We start from the raw sequence: 17947 nt of genomic DNA, 5'->3' as shown, positions 1-17947 counted from the left end.
CCCCGCGCTGGGCTGCGTAGCAGCCCCAAACACAGACGCCGAGTTCTTTCTGAAGGAACTCGGCGTTTTTTATGGGGGCCGCTTCGCAGCCCAGCGCGGGGCAAGCCCGCTCACCACAACAAGCGGTATGGATCATCCTCAGGCTCTGCGTACAATGCCCGCTGCCTTGTAGGAGACTTCCATGCCCACCCGCCCCGCCGCCCCTCGCAAACCCCGCGCCCGCAGCCAGGCACGGATCGACGCGATTCTCGATGCCGCCCGCACCTTGCTGGCCGCCGAAGGCGTGGCGAGTTTGTCGATCTACAGCGTGGCCGAGCGCGCGCAGATCCCGCCGTCGTCGGTGTATCACTTTTTCGCCAGTGTGCCGGCGCTGCTGGAGGCACTGACCGCCGATATACATGCAGCCTTCCGCTGCGCCATCCAGGCCCCCATCGAGCATGATTCACTCAAGCATTGGCGCGACCTGTCCTACATCGTCGAACAGCGCATGCTGACCATCTACAGCAACGACGCCGCCGCGCGCCAGTTGATCCTGGCCCAGCACGGGCTGACCGAAGTGACCCAGGCGGACCGTCAGCATGATCTGGAGCTGGGGGATTTGATGCTGGAAGTGTTCGACCGCCACTTTGAAGTGCCGAGCTTGCCAACCGATGTGGATGTGTTTGCGCTGGCGTTGGAATTGAGTGATCGCGTGTATGCGCGTTCGGTGCATCAGCATGGGCTGATTACGCCGCGTATGGCGGAGGAAGGGATGCGGGTGTTTGATGCGTATGTGGGGCTGTATTTGCCGGCGTATCTGCCTAAGCGCTGAGTTTTGTGCTGGCCGGACTGGCCTCATCGGGGGCAAGCCCCCGATGACGGCCTCAAGAACGACGCAAATCACAACTTGGCGATCGACACCTCAGTCGACTTCACAAAGGCAATCACTTCGCTGCCAATCACCAGCTCCAGCTCTTTGACCGAGCGGGTGGTGATCACGGAAGTGACGATACCGGACGCGGTCTGCACGTCGATTTCCGACAGCACGTCGCCGACGACGATTTCCTTGATGGTGCCTTTGAACTGGTTACGCACGTTGATGGCTTTAATAGTCATGGTGTACTTCCTTCGTAGGACAAGTGAGTTATTGAGCCCAACGCAATTGCGTAGGCAGCGGTGAAACAGGTTCGGGTTCCGGCGGCGTGCCGGGCAACGACAGCACACGGTTAAGTACTTGCGCTTCCAGTGCGGCCAGGCGATGTGAGCCTCGGGCCCGTGGGCGCGGCAGATCGACGATCAGGTCGAGGCCAATTTCACCGTCTTCGATCAGGATCACCCGGTCGGCAATGGCCACGGCTTCGCTGACGTCATGAGTTACCAGCAACACGGTGAAGCCGTGTTTTTGCCAGAGGTTTTCGATCAGTTGCTGCATCTCGATACGGGTCAGGGCGTCCAGGGCGCCCAGCGGTTCGTCGAGCAGCAGCAGGCGCGGCTGGTGGATCAAGGCGCGAGCCAAGGCCACACGCTGCTTCTGGCCACCGGACAAGGCCGCCGGCCACTCATTGGCGCGCTCGGCCAGGCCTACCGCTTCCAGGGCTTCCAAGGCTTTAGGGCGCCAGTTGCCTTTGAGGCCTAAACCGACGTTGTCGATGATCTTTTTCCACGGCAGCAGGCGCGCTTCCTGGAACATCAAGCGCGTGTCTTCAATCGCCTCGCTCAGCGGCGCCGAACCGGCCAGCAGCTCGCCGCCGCTGGCTTTATCGAGGCCGGCCAACAGGCGCAGCAAGGTACTTTTGCCGCAGCCACTGCGACCGACCACGGCCACGAACTGTCCCGCCGGAATGTGCAGGTCGATTTCCTTGAGCACTTCCCGCGCGCCGAAGGCCTTGCGCAATTTGCGCACCGCCAGGGGAATCCCCTTCAGCAGGCGCGGAGGTTGTTGAGCCGTCATGCCGCACCTCCTTTATTGACTTGGTAAGCCGGGTGCCAGCGCAGCCATACACGCTCCAGACCGCGAGCGGCCAGGTCGGCCAGCTTGCCGAGGATGGCGTACATCACGATGGCCAACACCACCACGTCGGTTTGCAGGAATTCGCGGGCGTTCATCGCCAGATAACCAATGCCGGAGCTGGCAGAGATGGTTTCCGCCACGATCAGCGTCAGCCACATAAAGCCCAGGGCAAAGCGCACACCCACCAGGATCGACGGCAGTGCACCCGGCAGGATCACTTGCCAGAACAGGCTGAAACCGGACAAACCGTAGCTGCGCGACATTTCCACCAGCGCCGGGTCGACGTTGCGGATGCCGTGGTAGGTGTTCAGGTAGATCGGGAACAGCGTGCCGAGGGCCACGAGGAAAATCTTCGCGGTCTCGTCGATGCCGAACCACAGGATCACCAGCGGAATCAGCGCCAGGTGCGGCACGTTGCGGATCATCTGCACCGAGCTGTCCAGCAGGCGTTCGCCCCACGTCGACAGGCCGGTGATAAACCCCAGCGCCAGGCCGATGCTGCCACCGATTACAAAGCCCAGGCCGGCACGCCAGCCACTGATGGCCAGGTGCGTCCAGATTTCGCCGCTGCGCACCAGGTTGACCCCAGCCTCAATCACCGCGCTGGGCGCCGGCAGGATGCGTGTCGACAACCAACCCGCCGACACTGACAACTGCCACACCGCCAGCAATAGAATCGGCAGCACCCAGGGCGCCACGCGATGGCTCAATTTTTCCAGGTTCATGGCGCCGCCTCAGCTCTGTGACGCAGCTTTGGGAAGGATGTCGTTGGCGACCATTTCGCCGAACGGGCTTACGTAACCGGCGCTTTTCGGCAGCTCGGGACGTTCGATATCCAGGTGCGGGAACAGCAGCTCGGCGACCCGATACGATTCTTCCAGGTGTGGATAACCGGAGAAGATAAAGGTGTCGATGCCCAGCGCTGCGTACTCCTTGACCCGCTCCGCAACCGTCGGGCCATCGCCCACCAGCGCGGTGCCCGCACCGCCACGCACCAGGCCGACGCCGGCCCACAGGTTGGGGCTGACTTCCAGGTTGTCGCGGTTGCCGCCATGCAAGGCCGCCATGCGCTGCTGGCCGACAGAATCGAAGCGCGCCAGGGAAGCCTGGGCACGGGCGATGGTGTCGTCGTCGAGATGGGAGATCAGTTTGTCGGCGGCTTTCCAGGCCTCCTCGTTGGTTTCGCGCACGATCACATGCAGACGAATGCCGAAGCGCACGGTGCGCCCGAGTTTCGCCGCCTTGGCCCGCACCTGCTCGATCTTCTCGGCGACGGCGGCCGGTGGCTCGCCCCAGGTCAGCACCATCTCCACCTGTTCGGCGGCGAGGTCCTGGGCCGCTTCGGAGGATCCGCCGAAGTACAGCGGCGGGCGCGGTTGCTGGATCGGCGGGTAGAGCAACTTGGCGCCTTTGACGCTGATGTGCTCGCCGTCGTAATCCACGGTTTCGCCTTCCAGCACGCGGCGCCAGATGCGGGTGAACTCCACCGAAGCCTGGTAGCGCTCTTCGTGACTGAGGAACAAGCCATCGCCTGCCAGCTCTTCCGGGTCACCACCGGTTACCAGGTTGAACAACGCACGGCCGCCGGACAGGCGGTCCAGGGTCGCGGCCTGGCGCGCCGCCACCGTCGGGGAAATGATCCCGGGACGCAGCGCGACAAGGAATTTCAAACGCTGGGTCACCGGGATCAGCGAGGCGGCCACCAGCCACGAGTCTTCGCAGGAGCGACCGGTGGGGATCAGCACCCCGCCGAATCCCAGGCGGTCAGCGGCCTGGGCCACTTGCTGCAGATAACCGTGATCAACGGCGCGAGCGCCTTCGGCGGTGCCAAGGTAATGGCCGTCGCCGTGGGTAGGCAGAAACCAGAAAATAGTGAGGCTCATGGAGTTGTCTCCTGAAGAAATCGGATTACGGCGCTTTAGCCACGGCAGCCGGTGGCGTCCAGATCACGTCCTTGATGCTCAAGGGCTTGGGGATCAATTTGAGTTGGTAGAAGCTGTCGGCGATTTTCTGCTGGGCCGCCACCACTTCCGGGGTCAGGAACAGCGCGCCGTAGCCCTGGCGTTTCACCGAGGTCAGGGTGATGTCTGCCGGCAGGCCCAGCAGCGGCGCGACTTGTTCGGTCACTTCCTGGGGGTTGGCCTTGGACCACTCGCCCACCGCGCGCACCTCTTCGATCAGCGCCTTGACCACTTCCGGATGCTTTTCGGCGTACGGCTTGGTGGCCAGGTAGAACTGGTGGTTGTCGGCAATGCCGGTGCCGTCACGCAGGGTGCGCGCTTGCAGTTGTTTCTCGGCGGCGGCCTGGTACGGATCCCAGATCACCCACGCATCCACACTGCCACGCTCGAAGGCGGCACGGGCATCGGCGGGCGGCAGGAACACGGTCTGCACGTCGGTGTATTTCAGGCCGGCGTCTTCCAGGGCACGCACCAGCAGGTAGTGCACGTTGGAGCCTTTGTTGAGCACGACTTTCTTGCCCTTGAGCTCGGCCACCGATTTGATCGTCGAGTCTTTCGGCACCAGGATCGCTTCACTGGTGGGCGCTGGCGGCTCGTAGGCCACGTAGAGCAGGTCGGCACCGGCGGCCTGGGCGAAGACCGGCGGGGTTTCGCCGGTGACACCGAAGTCGATGGAGCCCACGTTCAGGCCTTCGAGCAGTTGCGGACCGCCGGGAAACTCGGTCCATTGGACGTTGACGCCTTGGGCCGCCAGGCGTTTTTCCAGGGTGCCCTTGGCCTTGAGCAGCACCAGGGTGCCGTATTTCTGGTAACCGATCCGCAGGGTCTCGGCGGCTTGGGCCTGAACAATGGCGCCGAAGGACACAGCCGCAGCAAACAGTGCGACCAGACCACGACGCAAGATGACAGTGCGCATGGCGCTCTCTCCAAATAATGCGATGAGGGGGTTGGCTGCACCTGCTTGGCCGTTGGCGGCTGAGTAAGGTGAGTACATCTCTATAACGGTGAGGCTGACTTAAATGCTCCAGCGAGCACTCAACAAACGTTCATTCAACACATGCGGGTCCAGCGGTTTCGGACGACGGGCCATGGCGCCGTAAAGCGTCTCCAGGGCCTCGTGCAAACGGTGTTCGAGGACCGGTACCAGTTGTGCCTGGGCACTGCCTTCGCCGTAGGCGATCTGGCTGTCTTCGGCAAAAATGCCGTGGAGCAGCTCCTGGGCTTTGAGGGCCGACAATACCGGCTTCAGGGCGTAATCCACCGCCAGCATGTGGGCGATGCTGCCGCCGGTCGCCATCGGCAACACAACCTTGTGGGCCAGGGCGCGCTCGGGGAGCAGGTCGAGCACGGTTTTCAACGCACCGGAGAACGACGCCTTGTACACCGGCGTGGCGATCACCAGGCCATCCGCGTTAGCCACCTGTTGCAGCAGGTCGATGACCTTGGGGCTGTCGAAGCGCGCATGCAGCAAGTCTTCGGCCGGGAAGTCCCGTATCTGGTAACTCACCACTTCAACGCCTTTGTCTTGCAACCACTGACGGGTTTTTTCCAGCAAGACCCCGGAGCGGGAACGCTGGCTGGGACTGCCTCCAAGTGTTACGACCAACATGCAGGAATTCCTTGAGCAAGTGCCGGCGGTTCGCTGTGTGGCGATGGCGCCAAGATGGAACAGACCTTATCAGCAGATTCATATATCTATAAATCTTATTTTTTCATTTGTTTATTCTTTAAATGCATATGAGGTTTGTAGGTCGCCAGGCGAAAAAAAAGGCCGTAGAAACGGCCTGAAAACCCCTGCTGTGATTCAGTTTCAACGATTGGGTTGTGGAGTAAGCCGCAGGTAGGGCTTCACCGCCCGATAACCCTTCGGAAAGCGCTTCTTGATCTCTTCCTCATCCTTGAGCGACGGCACGATCACCACTTCATCACCGTCCTGCCAGTTGGCGGGGGTGGCGACTTTGTAGTTGTCGGTCAGTTGCAGCGAGTCGATGACCCGCAGGATTTCGTGGAAGTTACGGCCGGTGCTGGCCGGGTAGGTGATGGTCAGGCGAATCTTCTTGTTCGGGTCGATCACGAACAAGGAACGCACGGTGAGGGTGTCACTGGCATTCGGGTGGATCAGGTCGTAGAGGTCCGAAACCTTGCGGTCGGCGTCAGCCAGGATCGGGAAGTTGACGACGGTGGCCTGGGTTTCGTTGATGTCTTCGATCCACTTGTGGTGCGAGTCCACCGGGTCCACCGACAGGGCAATGGCCTTGACGCCGCGCTTGGCGAACTCGTTTTTGAGCTTGGCGGTGAAGCCCAGCTCCGTGGTGCACACCGGGGTGAAGTCCGCCGGGTGGGAAAACAACACACCCCAGCTGTCGCCCAGCCATTCGTGGAAACGAATCTTGCCGGCGCTGGAATCCTGTTCGAAGTCGGGGGCGATATCGCCCAGTCTTAGGCTCATGGTGTGGCTCCTGGTGAGTGCTTATGGAGCCCACTGTGCATGGATTACGGATTATTTAAAAAGAATAAATATCGATTTATCTAGACGATAAAGGAATATTAAAAATCTGTTCATTGGACGCGGGAAAGGGCGAAGCGCAACATCGTTTCCAAGGTTCGAGAAGGCCTTGAGACGCTGTACAAAGAGGAGTTCAGGAAGGGCTTGCGGGGGTTTAGCCCGACTTGAAAGGCAAGACACCTTGCCCGGCGTGCGCCGGGCAAGGTTTTACGGTCTTACAACAGCTTCACGCGACTAGAACAGTGGCAGCGAGTAGCTGACGATCAGGCGGTTTTCGTCCTGATTACGCTGGCCAGCGATGTCGTTGCGCCACATGGCGTTTTTCCAAGCCACGCCAACGTTCTTCAGCGGGCCTTCTGGTACGACGTAGGCAACAGTGATGTCACGTTCCCACTCGTTCGCGCCGTTGGAGTTTGTTTGGACCTGAGCAACACCAACTCGGCCGCGGGTATCGATATTGTCGCCACGCAGGTAAACCACACCAGCGGTCAAGCCAGGTACGCCAATCTTGGCGAAGTCATATGCGTAGCGAGCTTGCCATGTACGTTCGCCGGCGCGGGCAAACTTGGCAATCTGCGAGTCAGTGGTCAGGTAGGCCGACGAACCGTCGCCTTGGTTCAACCATGGGAAGTCACTGTCGCCGTTGCTGACTTGGTAACCACCACCGAAGGTGTGACCCGCAACGGTGTACAGGAACAAGCCGCTGTACAGATTATTGTCAACTTTACCTTTGACGATATTCGCGCCAGCGGCGTTAGTACCGTAGTCACCACTGGTGTAGTAGTTCGCGTCGTTGCTGTTGGCACCATCAGCGCGGCTGTTGAAGTAGCGCAGGTCGGTTTTCAACACACCAGGACCGATCGCCCAGTTGTGCAGCAAGCCCAGGAAGTGCTGTTTGTAGAACTGATCCAGATTGCCGTAGTAGTACTGGGCAGTCAGGTCTTTGGTGATCTTGTAGTCGCCACCGGCGTAGATAAACTTGTTGCTGTCGCGACCAGCGGCGGTACGGCCGTTGGCACCCGCGAGAGACAGGTTCTCGACGTTGCTGGAGTTACGACCCTTGGCCTTTTCGATCTGGCCGGCAACCAGCGTCAGGTCCTTGATGTCGTTAGTAGTAATCTGACCACCCTGGAAAGTCTGCGGTAACAGACGACCATCGTTGGTAATGATTACCGGCAGCTTAGGCTGCAAAGTACCCAGCTTCAGTTCGGTCTGGGAGATTTTGGCTTTAGCCGTCAGGCCCAGGCTGGAGAAGTTATCAACGGCTTCGCCATTGGACTTGCTCGGGAAAACCGTGCCGCCGTAAGAGCCGGCGTTGCCAGCCGATGCAGCGGTAGCGCCGTTGGTGCCACCGCCCGAATCCAGACGCACGCCCAGCAGGCCGATAGCGTCAAGACCAAAGCCTACGGTGCCTTGGGTGTAACCGGAGATGAAGCGCAGGTCGAAAGCTTGGCCCCACTCTTCCGACTTGTTCTGCGCGCCGGCCGCTTTAGTAGCGTCGTCACGGTTATCAGTATTGATGTAGAAGTTACGCAGACCCAGTGTGGCCTTGCTGTCTTCGATGAAACCGGCAGCGCCTGCTTGCTGAGCGATTACGCCCAAAGCTACAGACAGTGCCAAGGTGGACTTCTTCATGTACCGCTCCTCTCGTTTCTAATTTTTGTATTTCTTTGGTCTCGGGTCTGACGCCCTCGATCCACAGATGCGCGATTAGCACCGGATAGTGACTGACAAGTCAATCGTAACCTTGTGTGTCTACTACCTTCGTCTAACCACCGTTGATTTGGTCCCTGCAGGGTAATGAGTTTTTCATACACCCAAAAAGAATTATTTCATTCTTTTTCATACGATTCGGGAATAAGACTTTCCGTGACGCGGACAGGCCAGCATAGACCACCCGCCACATAAGCTAATTCCTAAAGGGTATTTGTTAGCGCTTTTTTAGATCGATTAGTGTGGCCGCGCTGTTGCATACGTCACCCACGATCAAAAAGGCGACGCCATCATGGCCAAAGGCACATCCTCCCGTCAATTTGTTACAGTTTTTGTGTCACTAATCGTTTCTTTTGCTGTCCAAGCCGCCCATTCGACGATTCAGCTATTAGCGAGCTTCCACACTCTATCCATAGCCGCCCACCTGTTATCGGCGTCAGATCAAGAATGCTTAAACTTTAGTCGTGCGTGACGGCAGGCTCTTGCACGAGCCTGCCCGGTGACTTGGGGGTAGGGTTCTACAAGGCCTTCTCGAAAATCTTCGAGTTACGCTGGTAGTTGTACAGCGAGGCCCGTGCCGATGGCAGGCGATCCACGCTGCTCGGCACAAAGCCGCGCTCACGGAACCAGTGGGCAGTCCGCGTGGTAAGCACGAACAGCGTCTTCAACCCCTGGGCCCGGGCACGGGTTTCGATACGCTCCAGCAGCTCGTCACCCCGCCCGCCGTGGCGGTACTCCGGGTTCACCGCCAGGCATGCCAGCTCACCCGCGTCCGAATCGGCGATCTGATACAACGCCGCACAGGCGATGATCATGCCTTCGCGCTCCACCACGCTGAACTGCTCGATCTCACGTTCGAGCACTTCCCGCGAACGGCGCACCAGGATGCCCTGTTCTTCCAGGGGGCTGATCAGGTCGAGCAAGCCGCCGACGTCTTCAATCGCCGCCTCGCGCACCCGTTCGAATTGCTCCTGGGCCACCAGCGTGCCGCCGCCATCGCGGGTGAACAGTTCGGTGAGCAAGGCACCGTCTTCGGCGTAGCTGACGATGTGGCTGCGCCCTACCCCGCCCCGGCAAGCCTCGGCCGCTGCATCAAGCAATTCGGACTGGTAGTTGCTGCTGCCCAGGCGTTGCAGGTGTGCCGGTACTTGTTGCGGGCGCAATTCGCGGACCAGGCGGCCATTTTCATCGATCAGGCCGAGATCAGCGCCGAACAGCAGCAGCTTGTCCGCCCCCAGGTCGATGGCGGCGCGGGTGGCGACGTCTTCGCAGGCCAGGTTGAAGATCTCCCCCGTCGGCGAATAGCCCAGGGGCGACAGCAGCACAATGGAGCGCTCATCCAGCAGGCGATTGATGCCCTTGCGGTCGACCCGACGCACTTCGCCGGTGTGGTGGTAATCCACGCCTTCAAGCACGCCGATAGGCCGCGCCGTCACCAGGTTGCCGCTGGCCACCCGCAGGCGCGAGCCCTGCATCGGCGACGAGGCCATGTCCATCGACAGGCGCGCTTCGATGGCGATACGCAGGTGGCCGACCGCGTCGATCACACACTCCAGCGTCGCGGCATCGGTGATGCGCATGCCTTCATGGTAAGTCGGGACCAGGCCGCGCGCTTCAAGGCGCGCTTCGATCTGTGGGCGCGAACCGTGCACCAGCACCAGACGCACGCCCAGGCTGTGAAGCAGCACCAGGTCGTGGACGATATTGCCGAAGTTCGGATGATCCACACCGTCGCCGGGCAACATGACCACAAAGGTGCAGTCGCGGTGGGCATTGATGTAGGGCGAAGCGTGACGAAGCCAATTAACGTAGTCGGGCATGGAACCTGGGCCTGTAATAAGAAGCAGCCGAAAAAGGATGAGTCGTGAAAACGCACAGCGGGCTGATGGTTATCGTCGGAACAGGCTTGGCGACACGCTCGCTCTCCTTATGTACGAATGGACAGGGGTTAATTTACGCAGGTTTCAGGCAGTAATGTTCGATCAGTTCCCGCAATAGACGCACTGTAGGCGTCAAGCGTGACATTTCGAGGTACTCGCCCGGTTGATGGGCACAGGCGATGTCGCCAGGGCCAAGCACCAGGGTTTCACAACCAAGGCGCTGAAGATAAGGCGCTTCGGTGCCGAACGCTACTGCTTCAGCACGATGCCCGGTCAATCGTTCCGCGACCCGCACCAACTCGGCGTCTTCGGCCTGTTCGAACGGCGGCACTGCGGGGAATAACGGCGCGTAGTCGATCTTGACTTTATGGCGCTCGGCCAGCGGTTCGAGCTTTTGCCGGATAGCCGCACGCAACACTTCGGGATCCATGCCCGGCAAGGGCCGCAGGTCGAATTCCAGGGAGCACTGGCCGCAGATGCGGTTGGGGTTGTCGCCACCATGGATACAGCCGAAGTTCATGGTCGGTTGCGGCACGCTGAATTGCGGGTTGCGGTACTCGCGCTGCCAGGCCAGGCGCAGGCCGCGCAGCTCGCCGATGGCGTCATGCATGGCTTCCAGGGCGCTGTGGCCCAGGCTTGGGTCCGACGAATGGCCGCTTTGGCCGAGAATGTCGATGCGCTCCATCATCACGCCTTTGTGCAGGCGGATCGGCTTGAGGCCGGTCGGTTCACCGATCACCGCCGCGCGGCCCAGCGGGCGCCCGGCTTCGGCCAATGCCCGGGCACCGGACATGGAGCTTTCTTCATCGCAGGTGGCGAGGATCAGCAACGGCTGCTTGAACGGTTGGTCCAGCAGCGGCAACACCGCCTCAATCGCCAGAGCGAAAAAACCCTTCATGTCGCAACTGCCCAATCCTACCCAGCGGCCGTCGACTTCCGTCAGCTTGAGCGGATCGGTCTTCCACAACGCAGCGTCATAAGGAACGGTGTCGCTATGGCCGGCCAATACCAGGCCACCGGGGCCGGTGCCAAAGCTGGCCAGCAGGTTGAATTTGCCGGGGCTGACCGGCTGGATGTCGATGGAGAACCCCAGGTCACCCAACCAACCGGCGAGCAAATCGATCACCGGGCGGTTGGTCTGGTCGAGAGACGCCTGGGTGCAACTCACCGAAGGCGCGGCAATCAGCGCGGCGAACTGCTCTTTCATGGACGGTAACGGCATACGCGGTCTCCCTACTTCCCGGATGAGCCCCACTATAGAGGCATCTGCACGAGACAATAAACCGTTGCGGCGCGTTGCCGGGCTCAGTCCTGTACACTGCACGACCTTGGCAGCCACTCGTTTCCCCGGCTGCGCTCCCGATCCTGGATTTTCCGGCCATGCAGAAAGAAACCGAAATCAAGCTCCGCGTCAGCCGCGAAACACTCGCCGCGCTGCGTGAGCACCCGCTACTGAAAAAACGCAACAAAAGTGGCTGGGAACGCCGTGAGTTGATGAACCAGTACTTCGACACCCCCGAGCGTGACCTGGCCCAGGCCAAAGTCGCCCTGCGCCTGCGCAAGGACGGTGACGAGATTATCCAGACCCTCAAGACCCGTGGCCAAAGCGTCGCCGGCCTGTCGGAACGCAATGAGTACAACTGGGACCTGCCCAAGGCCAAGCTCGACGTGAAGAAACTCGACGGCGATTGCTGGCCCGAGCAACTGGCCGAGCTGGACAAAAAGACCCTCAAGCCGATCTTCACCACCGACTTCGTGCGCGAGCGCGCCGAAATCGCCTGGGGCCGTGGCAAGGCCAAGGTGGTGATCGAAGCCGCCCTGGACCTGGGCCATGTGGTCGTGGGTAAGCAGAAAGAGGAAATTTGCGAGCTGGAACTCGAACTGCGCGAAGGCGAACCGGCTGCCCTGCTGGAGTTGGCCGCCGAACTGGCCGCCACCCTCGCGCTGATGCCGTGTGACATCAGCAAGGCCGAGCGCGGCTACCGCCTGTACGACGCCAGCAGCTACTCCCTGAGCCTGCCGGCGCCGCAGATCCACGCCGAAATGCCGCTGGACGACGCCTTCGCCGCAATCATGTGGCACCTGCTCGGCAGCAGCCAGCGCCTGGCCGAACAATACCGCTTCAATGGCCACTGGCGTCTGCTGCAGGACTGGGTCGACAACCTCGGCGAACTGCGCGCCCTGATCGGCAGCCTCGGCCAGGCCGCACCGCGTCAATCCACCAGCGAACTGCGCAGCGCACTCGATGCACTGCTGGAAGACTGGCGCCCGCTGGTCCAGGCCGGTGACGACGACGAAGACATCCGCAAAGCCGCACCCGAGCAGTTTGCCGAAGAATTGGACGACGTGCGCTGGGGCTTGTTCTCGCTGAACATGTCACGCTGGCTGATGGCCCGCACCTGGACTGCCGACCGCAACGTGCGCGGCAACCGCCAGGGCGCCGCGCAAATCACCAACTGGCTGCCGCGCCTGCTGGCCGACGATGCCGTCGCCCTGCAACTGCCGCGCTACCAGCAGCAACCGGAAGACCTGGCCGAGCAACTGCCGCGCATCGAACGCATCCAGGCCTGGCTGCACCACGGGCGTAACGTGGTGGACATTGCGGAACTGGATCGCTTGTACGGCGAGTTGAACAAGCTGGCGCAACTGGCCAACCAGCCGATCACCGACGAGTCGCTGGATGCGCGCATGCATCAGGCGATTGCGGTGTATCAGAACCGTGCCTGGAAGACCCTGCTGCGCCTGTAATATCGCCATCGGGGGCCTAGCCCCCGATGAGGCCGATCCTGTCAGCGCAATACTGGCAGGCTGGTGGTCGACTTGATCTCGGACAGCGCCACGATCGAGTTGACCTCCTGAATCCCCGGCACCATCGATAACTTCTCGAAGAAAAACCGCTCGTACGCCTCAATGTCCGACGTCACGATGCGCAGCAGAAAATCCACCGCCCCCATCAGCACATAGCACTCCAGCACTTCCGGAAACCCACGAATCGCGTCGGTGAACTCGGTGAAGTTGGATCGGCCGTGGGCGTTGAGTTTGACCTCGGCAAAGATCTGCGTATTCAGGCCGATCTTCTTGCGATCCAGCAGAGTGACCTGGCCGCGAATCACTCCTTCCTCCTTGAGCCGCTGGATGCGTCGCCAGCACGGCGACTGAGACAGGCCGACCTGTTCGGCGATCTGCGCGCTGGACAGCGAGGCGTCCTCTTGCAGCAGGGCCAGGATGCGGCGGTCGTAGGCGTCCAATTCACTGTGCATAAAAATACCTTGAAGGCTGTCTTTTCTGAATTGACCGATTCAATTAATCGCATATCAGGCTCATCTTAGATAAGAAATCTCCCGAAGCGAATGTAAAAATTTCTCCAGTCGAATCTGGAGAGTCAGCATGCATGCCGTCGAAACCACCCACCCCATGACCCGCGTCGATGCGTGGGCTGCCAGCAGCGCCCATTGCCAGGCGCATTACCGGATCGTCGCCGAGGCGGAGCCCGATGTGTTGTGTCGGGTACTCAACTATTTTGCGTTGCAGTTCCTGACACCGAGCCAGGTCAACGTGAGCCGCCAGGAAGACCTGCTGAACATCGATATCGTGATGGATAGCCTGAGCTGGCATCGCGCCCAAGTGATCGCCGAAAAGATTCGAAACCTGATCAGCGTGTGCACGCTGCACGTGTGGCGCGCTGATTCCGTGGGGCCTGCGGCCGTGGCGGCAGCAGCTCGGTAAAGGCCTGCAACATACGTTGGGAGGAAGATATTCGGCGGCTGGCTAGCCTGAAATTTCTTCCGAGGCTACCCAGGAACACCTTCATGCCTGCTGATCACCGATTGGAACTGCATCAGTTGCTCCCGGCGCTGGTCGAGGGAGGGCTGATTGCTCCCGACATCGCGCAGCGCTTATCGGCGCTGCCCGCCGGCAACGCCCAGCACCCGTTGGAGTGCATCGCCGCCCTTGGGCCTTCCCTGGAAACCCTGACCCAGTGGCTTGCCCAACATGTGGGGCAACCTTATTGGCGTATCGACCCGCTGAAGATCGATGTCGCAACGGTGGTGCCGCTGATGTCCCACGCGTTTGCCCAACGCCACGCCATCCTCGCGGTAGCCGTGGACGCGCAGACCGTCACCGTTGCCAGCGCCCAGCCCCATGTCACCAGCTGGGAATCGGGACTGGCACAAGTGCTCCAGCGCTCGATCAGGCGCGTGGTTGCCAACCCCCAGGACATTCAGCGTTGTATCAGCGAATTTTACCGGCTGGCGAAGTCCGTCAGCGGTGCGGATCAAAAGGTGGCGGGGCCTGGCAACGTCGAGTTGCTCAACCTCGGCGCCAGCGACCAGGAGCCGGACGCCAACGACGCGCATATCGTCAATATCGTCGACTGGCTGTTGCAATACGCGTTCGCCCAGCGGGCCAGTGATATTCATATCGAGCCGTGCCGTGAACAAGGCCGCGTGCGCTTTCGCATTGATGGCCTGTTGCACGACGTCTATCAATTTCCTCCCCAGGTGACGATGGCAGTGGTCAGCCGCCTGAAAAGCCTCGGGCGGATGAACGTGGCGGAAAAACGCAAACCCCAGGACGGTCGGGTCAAGACCAAAAGCCCTGCCGGCACAGAAGTCGAGTTGCGGCTGTCGACCCTGCCCACCGCCTTTGGCGAAAAGCTGGTGATGCGGATTTTCGATCCGCAGGTGCTGCTCAAGGACTTTGACGAGCTGGGCTTGTCGGCCGAGGACCAGCAGCGATGGCACGACATGACGCGCCACACCAACGGCATCATCCTGGTCACGGGGCCTACCGGTTCAGGCAAGACCAGCACCCTCTACACCACGCTCAAACACTTGGCGACCCGAGAGGTCAATCTTTGCACCGTGGAAGACCCTATCGAGATGGTCGAGCCGGCGTTTAACCAAATGCAGGTACAGCCCAATATCGACCTGACCTTCGCCAGCGGCATCCGAGCCCTGCTCCGCCAGGACCCGGACATCATCATGATCGGCGAGATCCGCGACCGGGAAACCGCCGAGATGGCGATCCAGGCCGCATTGACCGGGCACTTGGTGCTCTCGACGCTGCACACCAATGATGCGCCCAGCGCCATCAGCCGCTTGCAGGAACTGGGCATTGCTCATTATTTGATCAAGGCCACGTTATTGGGCGTAATGGCGCAGCGCTTGGTGCGCTTGCTGTGCCCTCATTGCAAGCGGGTGGCGGGCGATGCTCACGAAGCGGTAGGGTGTGCGGAATGTCGAAACAGCGGGTTTCGCGGGCGCGCCGGGGTCTACGAGCTCATGGTGCTGAATGATTCGCTCAAGGCGCTGATCACGCCAGGCGCCGACGCGCAGTCCCTGCGCAGGGAGGCGGTGGCGCAAGGCATGTGCGGCCTGCGCATGGCCGGCGTGGGTAAAGTCAAGGCGGGGCTGACCACGATGGCCGAGGTATTGCGAGTGACGCCAGGGGATTCGGTAACAGATGCGTTGATTACACCGTGCTGAAACCGTTCTTATCGGTGACAAGACCGTTACAATCGGCCGAACGTCGTTTAACTGACACCATCAGATAGGGAATCGCTATGCAGATCGGAACCGTACTGCTTCTTTTCGTGGGTTTGGCTATCGCCATCCTGTTCATGGGCTTCAAGGTGGTACCCCAGGGCTATCAGTGGACCGTCGAGCGCTTCGGCCGGTACACCAACACCCTCAAGCCGGGCCTGAACATCATCATCCCGGTCATGGACCGCATCGGCCGCAAGATCAACGTGATGGAAAGCGTGCTGGATATCCCGCCCCAGGAAGTCATCACCGCCGACAACGCCACCGTGCAGATCGACGCCGTGTGCTTCTTCCAGGTGGTCAATACCGCCCAGGCCGCCTACGAGGTCAACAACCTCGAACACGCTATCCGCAACCTGCTGCAAACCAATATCCGTACCGTGCTCGGCTCCATGGAGCTGGATGCCATGCTCAGCCAGCGCGACGGCATCAACGAAAAACTGCTGCGCACCGTCGATGAAGCCACGGCGCCGTGGGGCATCAAGATCACCCGGATCGAAATCAAGGACATCAGCCCGCCCGCCGACCTGATGGCCGCCATGTCCGGGCAGATGAAAGCCGAACGGATCAAGCGCGCACAGATCCTGGAAGCCGAAGGCCTGCGGGCATCGGCGATCCTGACGGCCGAAGGCAAGAAGCAGGCACAGATTCTTGAAGCCGAAGGTGGACGCCAGGCCGCATTCCTGGAGTCTGAAGCCCGTGAGCGTCAGGCAGAGGCAGAGGCCCGCGCGACCCAGGTCGTGTCCGAAGCAATCGCCACCGGTAACGTGCAGGCCATCAACTACTTCGTCGCGCAGAAATACATCGATGCCCTTGGCAAATTGGCGTCGGCCAATAACAGCAAAGTGATCCTGATGCCACTGGAAGCCAGCCAGGTGATCGGCGCTGTCGGCGGCATCGGCGAAATCGTCAAGGCAACCTTCGATAACAAGAAAGCCTGAGGCGATCGCCATGTGGGATTTCCTGCAGCATCTTTCGTTCTGGGATTGGCTCGCACTGGGTACGGTGCTATTGATTCTTGAGGTCTTCGGCGCCGGTGGCTACCTGCTGTGGATGGGCATAGCTGCGGCAGCCGTGGGCGTGATCAAGTTTCTGGTGCCGCCGCTCGGGCTGGAGTGGCAACTGTTGCTGTTCGCTGTGCTGTCGATATTGACTGCGGTGTACTGGTGGAAACGCCAGCGCAGCAGCGCCAAAGCCAGTGACCAGCCGGGCCTCAACGAGCGTGGCTCGGAGCTGGTCGGTCGCGTGTTCGTGGTGCATCAGGCGATTGTGGAGGGTCGGGGCAAGGTAAAAGTCGGTGATGGCGTCTGGATGGTGTCCGGTCCTGACAGCCCTGTAGGCGCTCAAGTGCGTGTGGTGGGCCTGGATGGCGTGATCTTGAAGGTAGAAACTGTTTAGTCAGTGATGGAACTCGGTTGGGCTAACTACAATCAAACGGTACAGATCACCCACCCGGAGTCACCCATCATGCGTCTTAAATATGCTGTCGCTACCCTCGCCGTGCTTTCCCTCCCTGTCGGTTCAGCCATGGCCGACAGTTTCTGGCGCAATGTCATCTCGTCGGGCGCCACTACCGGCTCGACCTACCTGACCTTCAAGGACCACAAGCTGGTGGTTGCCGCACAAGACGACGCAGGCAGCTTCGTTGCCAGCGACGGCGGTATCCGCGGCCCGTACCTGGAAGCCGCCATGCAGAAAGTCCGCGCCGACAACCCTGGCCTGCAGGCCACGGATATGGAGCTGGCCAACGCTATCCTGGCGAAAAACGCTATCGCCGCCGAGTAAAACCGCCGGTTAAAACAGCCGCTCCCTGGGAGCGGCTTTTTTGTGCCACTTTTCTTCCTACAGCAAAGACTGTTGAGTTGACGATTGAACAGGAGAAATCCTCTACTTCACTGCTCTCCACCGACGACAAGCTATCGATTCCAACCTTCCCTCAGTGAATGAATCGATAACCATGCGAAAACTCTCTTCCTTTGTGTTCCTCACCGCTATTGCAACGCCTTATGCACAGGCAGATGCCTGGTACGGCTCGGCAAAGTTCAACAGTGCACGCCAGAATCTATCCAGCGCACTGTTGACCAGCCCGCGCGTCACCGAACGAGTGGAGGCGCCTGATAGCACTAAAACATTCACCGGATCCTACTCGGTAGGTTATGCCTTCACCGATGGCTGGCGCGCAGAAGGGGAATACACCCGCTCCGGCAACTCGACCTTCGACTCCTTCTGGTCGCCTTTCAATGCCAACGTCAACCGTCTTGAAGTGGACAGCCAGCGCTTGATGGTCAATGGCTATAAAAACATACCGCTCACTCATTGGCTGTCGTTCTACGGCATGGCGGGGGTGGGCG

At 60.5% G+C, this 17947-nt stretch carries 19 protein-coding genes; 8 read left to right on the top strand and 11 right to left on the bottom strand.

What is annotated here, in order from left to right:
* Positions 1 to 181: 181 nt before the first annotated feature.
* Positions 182 to 811, top strand: coding sequence for a TetR/AcrR family transcriptional regulator (locus BB029_RS02055; RefSeq protein ID WP_065924363.1), 630 nt, complete (start codon positions 182 to 184; stop codon positions 809 to 811).
* A gap of 68 nt (positions 812 to 879) precedes the next feature.
* Here the strand turns inward: BB029_RS02055 and BB029_RS02050 are convergent, their stop codons facing one another.
* The 10 genes from BB029_RS02050 to argE all read right to left on the bottom strand — a co-directional run bounded on the left by BB029_RS02050 (position 880) and on the right by argE (position 11272).
* Positions 880 to 1095 carry a molybdopterin-binding protein gene (locus BB029_RS02050; RefSeq protein ID WP_003176783.1) on the bottom strand — a complete coding sequence of 72 codons (216 nt, stop codon included), beginning with the start codon at positions 1093 to 1095 and terminating at the stop codon, positions 880 to 882.
* Positions 1096 to 1123: 28 nt separating this feature from the next.
* Positions 1124 to 1930, bottom strand: a complete 807-nt coding sequence (gene ssuB / locus BB029_RS02045; RefSeq protein WP_027608400.1) for an aliphatic sulfonates ABC transporter ATP-binding protein — start codon at positions 1928 to 1930, stop codon at positions 1124 to 1126.
* A complete protein-coding gene (gene ssuC / locus BB029_RS02040; RefSeq protein ID WP_027608399.1) occupies positions 1927 to 2715 on the bottom strand; it encodes an aliphatic sulfonate ABC transporter permease SsuC in 789 nt (262 codons plus the stop codon). Before ssuC ends, ssuB begins: the two co-directional genes overlap by 4 nt.
* A 9-nt stretch (positions 2716 to 2724) precedes the next feature.
* Complete coding sequence (gene ssuD, locus BB029_RS02035) at positions 2725 to 3873, bottom strand: FMNH2-dependent alkanesulfonate monooxygenase (RefSeq protein ID WP_027608398.1); 1149 nt, start codon at positions 3871 to 3873, stop codon at positions 2725 to 2727.
* A 25-nt stretch (positions 3874 to 3898) separates the two neighbouring features.
* Positions 3899 to 4867 carry a sulfonate ABC transporter substrate-binding protein gene (locus tag BB029_RS02030; protein WP_053127861.1) on the bottom strand — a complete coding sequence of 323 codons (969 nt, stop codon included), beginning with the start codon at positions 4865 to 4867 and terminating at the stop codon, positions 3899 to 3901.
* Between the two features lie 99 nt (positions 4868 to 4966).
* Positions 4967 to 5560 carry an NADPH-dependent FMN reductase gene (gene ssuE, locus BB029_RS02025; RefSeq protein WP_027608396.1) on the bottom strand — a complete coding sequence of 198 codons (594 nt, stop codon included), beginning with the start codon at positions 5558 to 5560 and terminating at the stop codon, positions 4967 to 4969.
* A 201-nt stretch (positions 5561 to 5761) separates the two neighbouring features.
* Complete coding sequence (locus BB029_RS02020) at positions 5762 to 6400, bottom strand: peroxiredoxin (protein WP_065938065.1); 639 nt, start codon at positions 6398 to 6400, stop codon at positions 5762 to 5764.
* 291 nt (positions 6401 to 6691) lie between these two features.
* Positions 6692 to 8092: an OprD family porin gene (locus tag BB029_RS02015; RefSeq protein WP_065938064.1), complete on the bottom strand. Its 1401-nt coding sequence runs from the start codon at positions 8090 to 8092 to the stop codon at positions 6692 to 6694.
* Positions 8093 to 8688: 596 nt separating this feature from the next.
* Positions 8689 to 9990: an amino-acid N-acetyltransferase gene (argA, locus tag BB029_RS02010; RefSeq protein ID WP_027608393.1), complete on the bottom strand. Its 1302-nt coding sequence runs from the start codon at positions 9988 to 9990 to the stop codon at positions 8689 to 8691.
* 133 nt (positions 9991 to 10123) lie between these two features.
* A complete protein-coding gene (gene argE / locus BB029_RS02005; RefSeq protein ID WP_065938063.1) occupies positions 10124 to 11272 on the bottom strand; it encodes an acetylornithine deacetylase in 1149 nt (382 codons plus the stop codon).
* Between the two features lie 158 nt (positions 11273 to 11430).
* Here argE and BB029_RS02000 point away from each other — a divergent pair, with 158 nt between their 5' ends.
* Positions 11431 to 12798 (top strand): inorganic triphosphatase, encoded by a 1368-nt coding sequence (locus tag BB029_RS02000; protein ID WP_065938062.1) that lies wholly within the window; start codon positions 11431 to 11433, stop codon positions 12796 to 12798.
* A 41-nt stretch (positions 12799 to 12839) separates the two neighbouring features.
* Here the strand turns inward: BB029_RS02000 and BB029_RS01995 are convergent, their stop codons facing one another.
* Positions 12840 to 13310: an Lrp/AsnC family transcriptional regulator gene (locus BB029_RS01995; protein WP_010207358.1), complete on the bottom strand. Its 471-nt coding sequence runs from the start codon at positions 13308 to 13310 to the stop codon at positions 12840 to 12842.
* Between the two features lie 127 nt (positions 13311 to 13437).
* Between BB029_RS01995 and BB029_RS01990 the strand changes: the two genes are divergently transcribed.
* From BB029_RS01990 to BB029_RS01965, 6 genes are all read left to right on the top strand, one after another.
* Positions 13438 to 13776 carry a hypothetical protein gene (locus tag BB029_RS01990; RefSeq protein WP_065938061.1) on the top strand — a complete coding sequence of 113 codons (339 nt, stop codon included), beginning with the start codon at positions 13438 to 13440 and terminating at the stop codon, positions 13774 to 13776.
* 83 nt (positions 13777 to 13859) lie between these two features.
* Entirely contained in the window at positions 13860 to 15539 is a 1680-nt protein-coding gene (locus BB029_RS01985; protein ID WP_065938060.1) for a GspE/PulE family protein, read from the top strand.
* 77 nt (positions 15540 to 15616) lie between these two features.
* A complete protein-coding gene (locus BB029_RS01980) occupies positions 15617 to 16537 on the top strand; it encodes an SPFH domain-containing protein (RefSeq protein ID WP_027608388.1) in 921 nt (306 codons plus the stop codon).
* A gap of 10 nt (positions 16538 to 16547) precedes the next feature.
* Complete coding sequence (locus BB029_RS01975) at positions 16548 to 16994, top strand: NfeD family protein (RefSeq protein WP_065938059.1); 447 nt, start codon at positions 16548 to 16550, stop codon at positions 16992 to 16994.
* Positions 16995 to 17063: 69 nt separating this feature from the next.
* The gene (locus BB029_RS01970; RefSeq protein WP_027608386.1) at positions 17064 to 17381 is read left to right on the top strand and encodes a DUF2388 domain-containing protein; all 318 of its coding nucleotides are present in this window, start codon (positions 17064 to 17066) and stop codon (positions 17379 to 17381) included.
* Between the two features lie 166 nt (positions 17382 to 17547).
* Positions 17548 to 17947, top strand: a 400-nt coding sequence (locus tag BB029_RS01965) for an outer membrane beta-barrel protein (RefSeq protein ID WP_371914610.1), incomplete at its 3' end; no start/stop codon positions are given.

Origin of the sequence: Pseudomonas sp. S3E12 (assembly GCF_001702295.1) — a bacterium.
In the GTDB taxonomy this organism is placed as follows: domain Bacteria; phylum Pseudomonadota; class Gammaproteobacteria; order Pseudomonadales; family Pseudomonadaceae; genus Aquipseudomonas; species Aquipseudomonas marginalis.
This window is presented reverse-complemented; position numbering and strand designations above follow the sequence as displayed.

Bases quoted from the DNA above. Each gene is read 5' to 3' on its own strand.
- BB029_RS02055 (WP_065924363.1), top strand. From the start codon at position 182: ATGCCCACCCGCCCCGCCGCCCCTCGCAAACCCCGCGCCCGCAGCCAG.
- BB029_RS02050 (WP_003176783.1), bottom strand. From the start codon at position 1,095: ATGACTATTAAAGCCATCAACGTGCGTAACCAGTTCAAAGGCACCATC.
- ssuB (WP_027608400.1), bottom strand. From the start codon at position 1,930: ATGACGGCTCAACAACCTCCGCGCCTGCTGAAGGGGATTCCCCTGGCG.
- ssuC (WP_027608399.1), bottom strand. From the start codon at position 2,715: ATGAACCTGGAAAAATTGAGCCATCGCGTGGCGCCCTGGGTGCTGCCG.
- ssuD (WP_027608398.1), bottom strand. From the start codon at position 3,873: ATGAGCCTCACTATTTTCTGGTTTCTGCCTACCCACGGCGACGGCCAT.
- BB029_RS02030 (WP_053127861.1), bottom strand. From the start codon at position 4,867: ATGCGCACTGTCATCTTGCGTCGTGGTCTGGTCGCACTGTTTGCTGCG.
- ssuE (WP_027608396.1), bottom strand. From the start codon at position 5,560: ATGTTGGTCGTAACACTTGGAGGCAGTCCCAGCCAGCGTTCCCGCTCC.
- BB029_RS02020 (WP_065938065.1), bottom strand. From the start codon at position 6,400: ATGAGCCTAAGACTGGGCGATATCGCCCCCGACTTCGAACAGGATTCC.
- BB029_RS02015 (WP_065938064.1), bottom strand. From the start codon at position 8,092: ATGAAGAAGTCCACCTTGGCACTGTCTGTAGCTTTGGGCGTAATCGCT.
- argA (WP_027608393.1), bottom strand. From the start codon at position 9,990: ATGCCCGACTACGTTAATTGGCTTCGTCACGCTTCGCCCTACATCAAT.
- argE (WP_065938063.1), bottom strand. From the start codon at position 11,272: ATGCCGTTACCGTCCATGAAAGAGCAGTTCGCCGCGCTGATTGCCGCG.
- BB029_RS02000 (WP_065938062.1), top strand. From the start codon at position 11,431: ATGCAGAAAGAAACCGAAATCAAGCTCCGCGTCAGCCGCGAAACACTC.
- BB029_RS01995 (WP_010207358.1), bottom strand. From the start codon at position 13,310: ATGCACAGTGAATTGGACGCCTACGACCGCCGCATCCTGGCCCTGCTG.
- BB029_RS01990 (WP_065938061.1), top strand. From the start codon at position 13,438: ATGCATGCCGTCGAAACCACCCACCCCATGACCCGCGTCGATGCGTGG.
- BB029_RS01985 (WP_065938060.1), top strand. From the start codon at position 13,860: ATGCCTGCTGATCACCGATTGGAACTGCATCAGTTGCTCCCGGCGCTG.
- BB029_RS01980 (WP_027608388.1), top strand. From the start codon at position 15,617: ATGCAGATCGGAACCGTACTGCTTCTTTTCGTGGGTTTGGCTATCGCC.
- BB029_RS01975 (WP_065938059.1), top strand. From the start codon at position 16,548: ATGTGGGATTTCCTGCAGCATCTTTCGTTCTGGGATTGGCTCGCACTG.
- BB029_RS01970 (WP_027608386.1), top strand. From the start codon at position 17,064: ATGCGTCTTAAATATGCTGTCGCTACCCTCGCCGTGCTTTCCCTCCCT.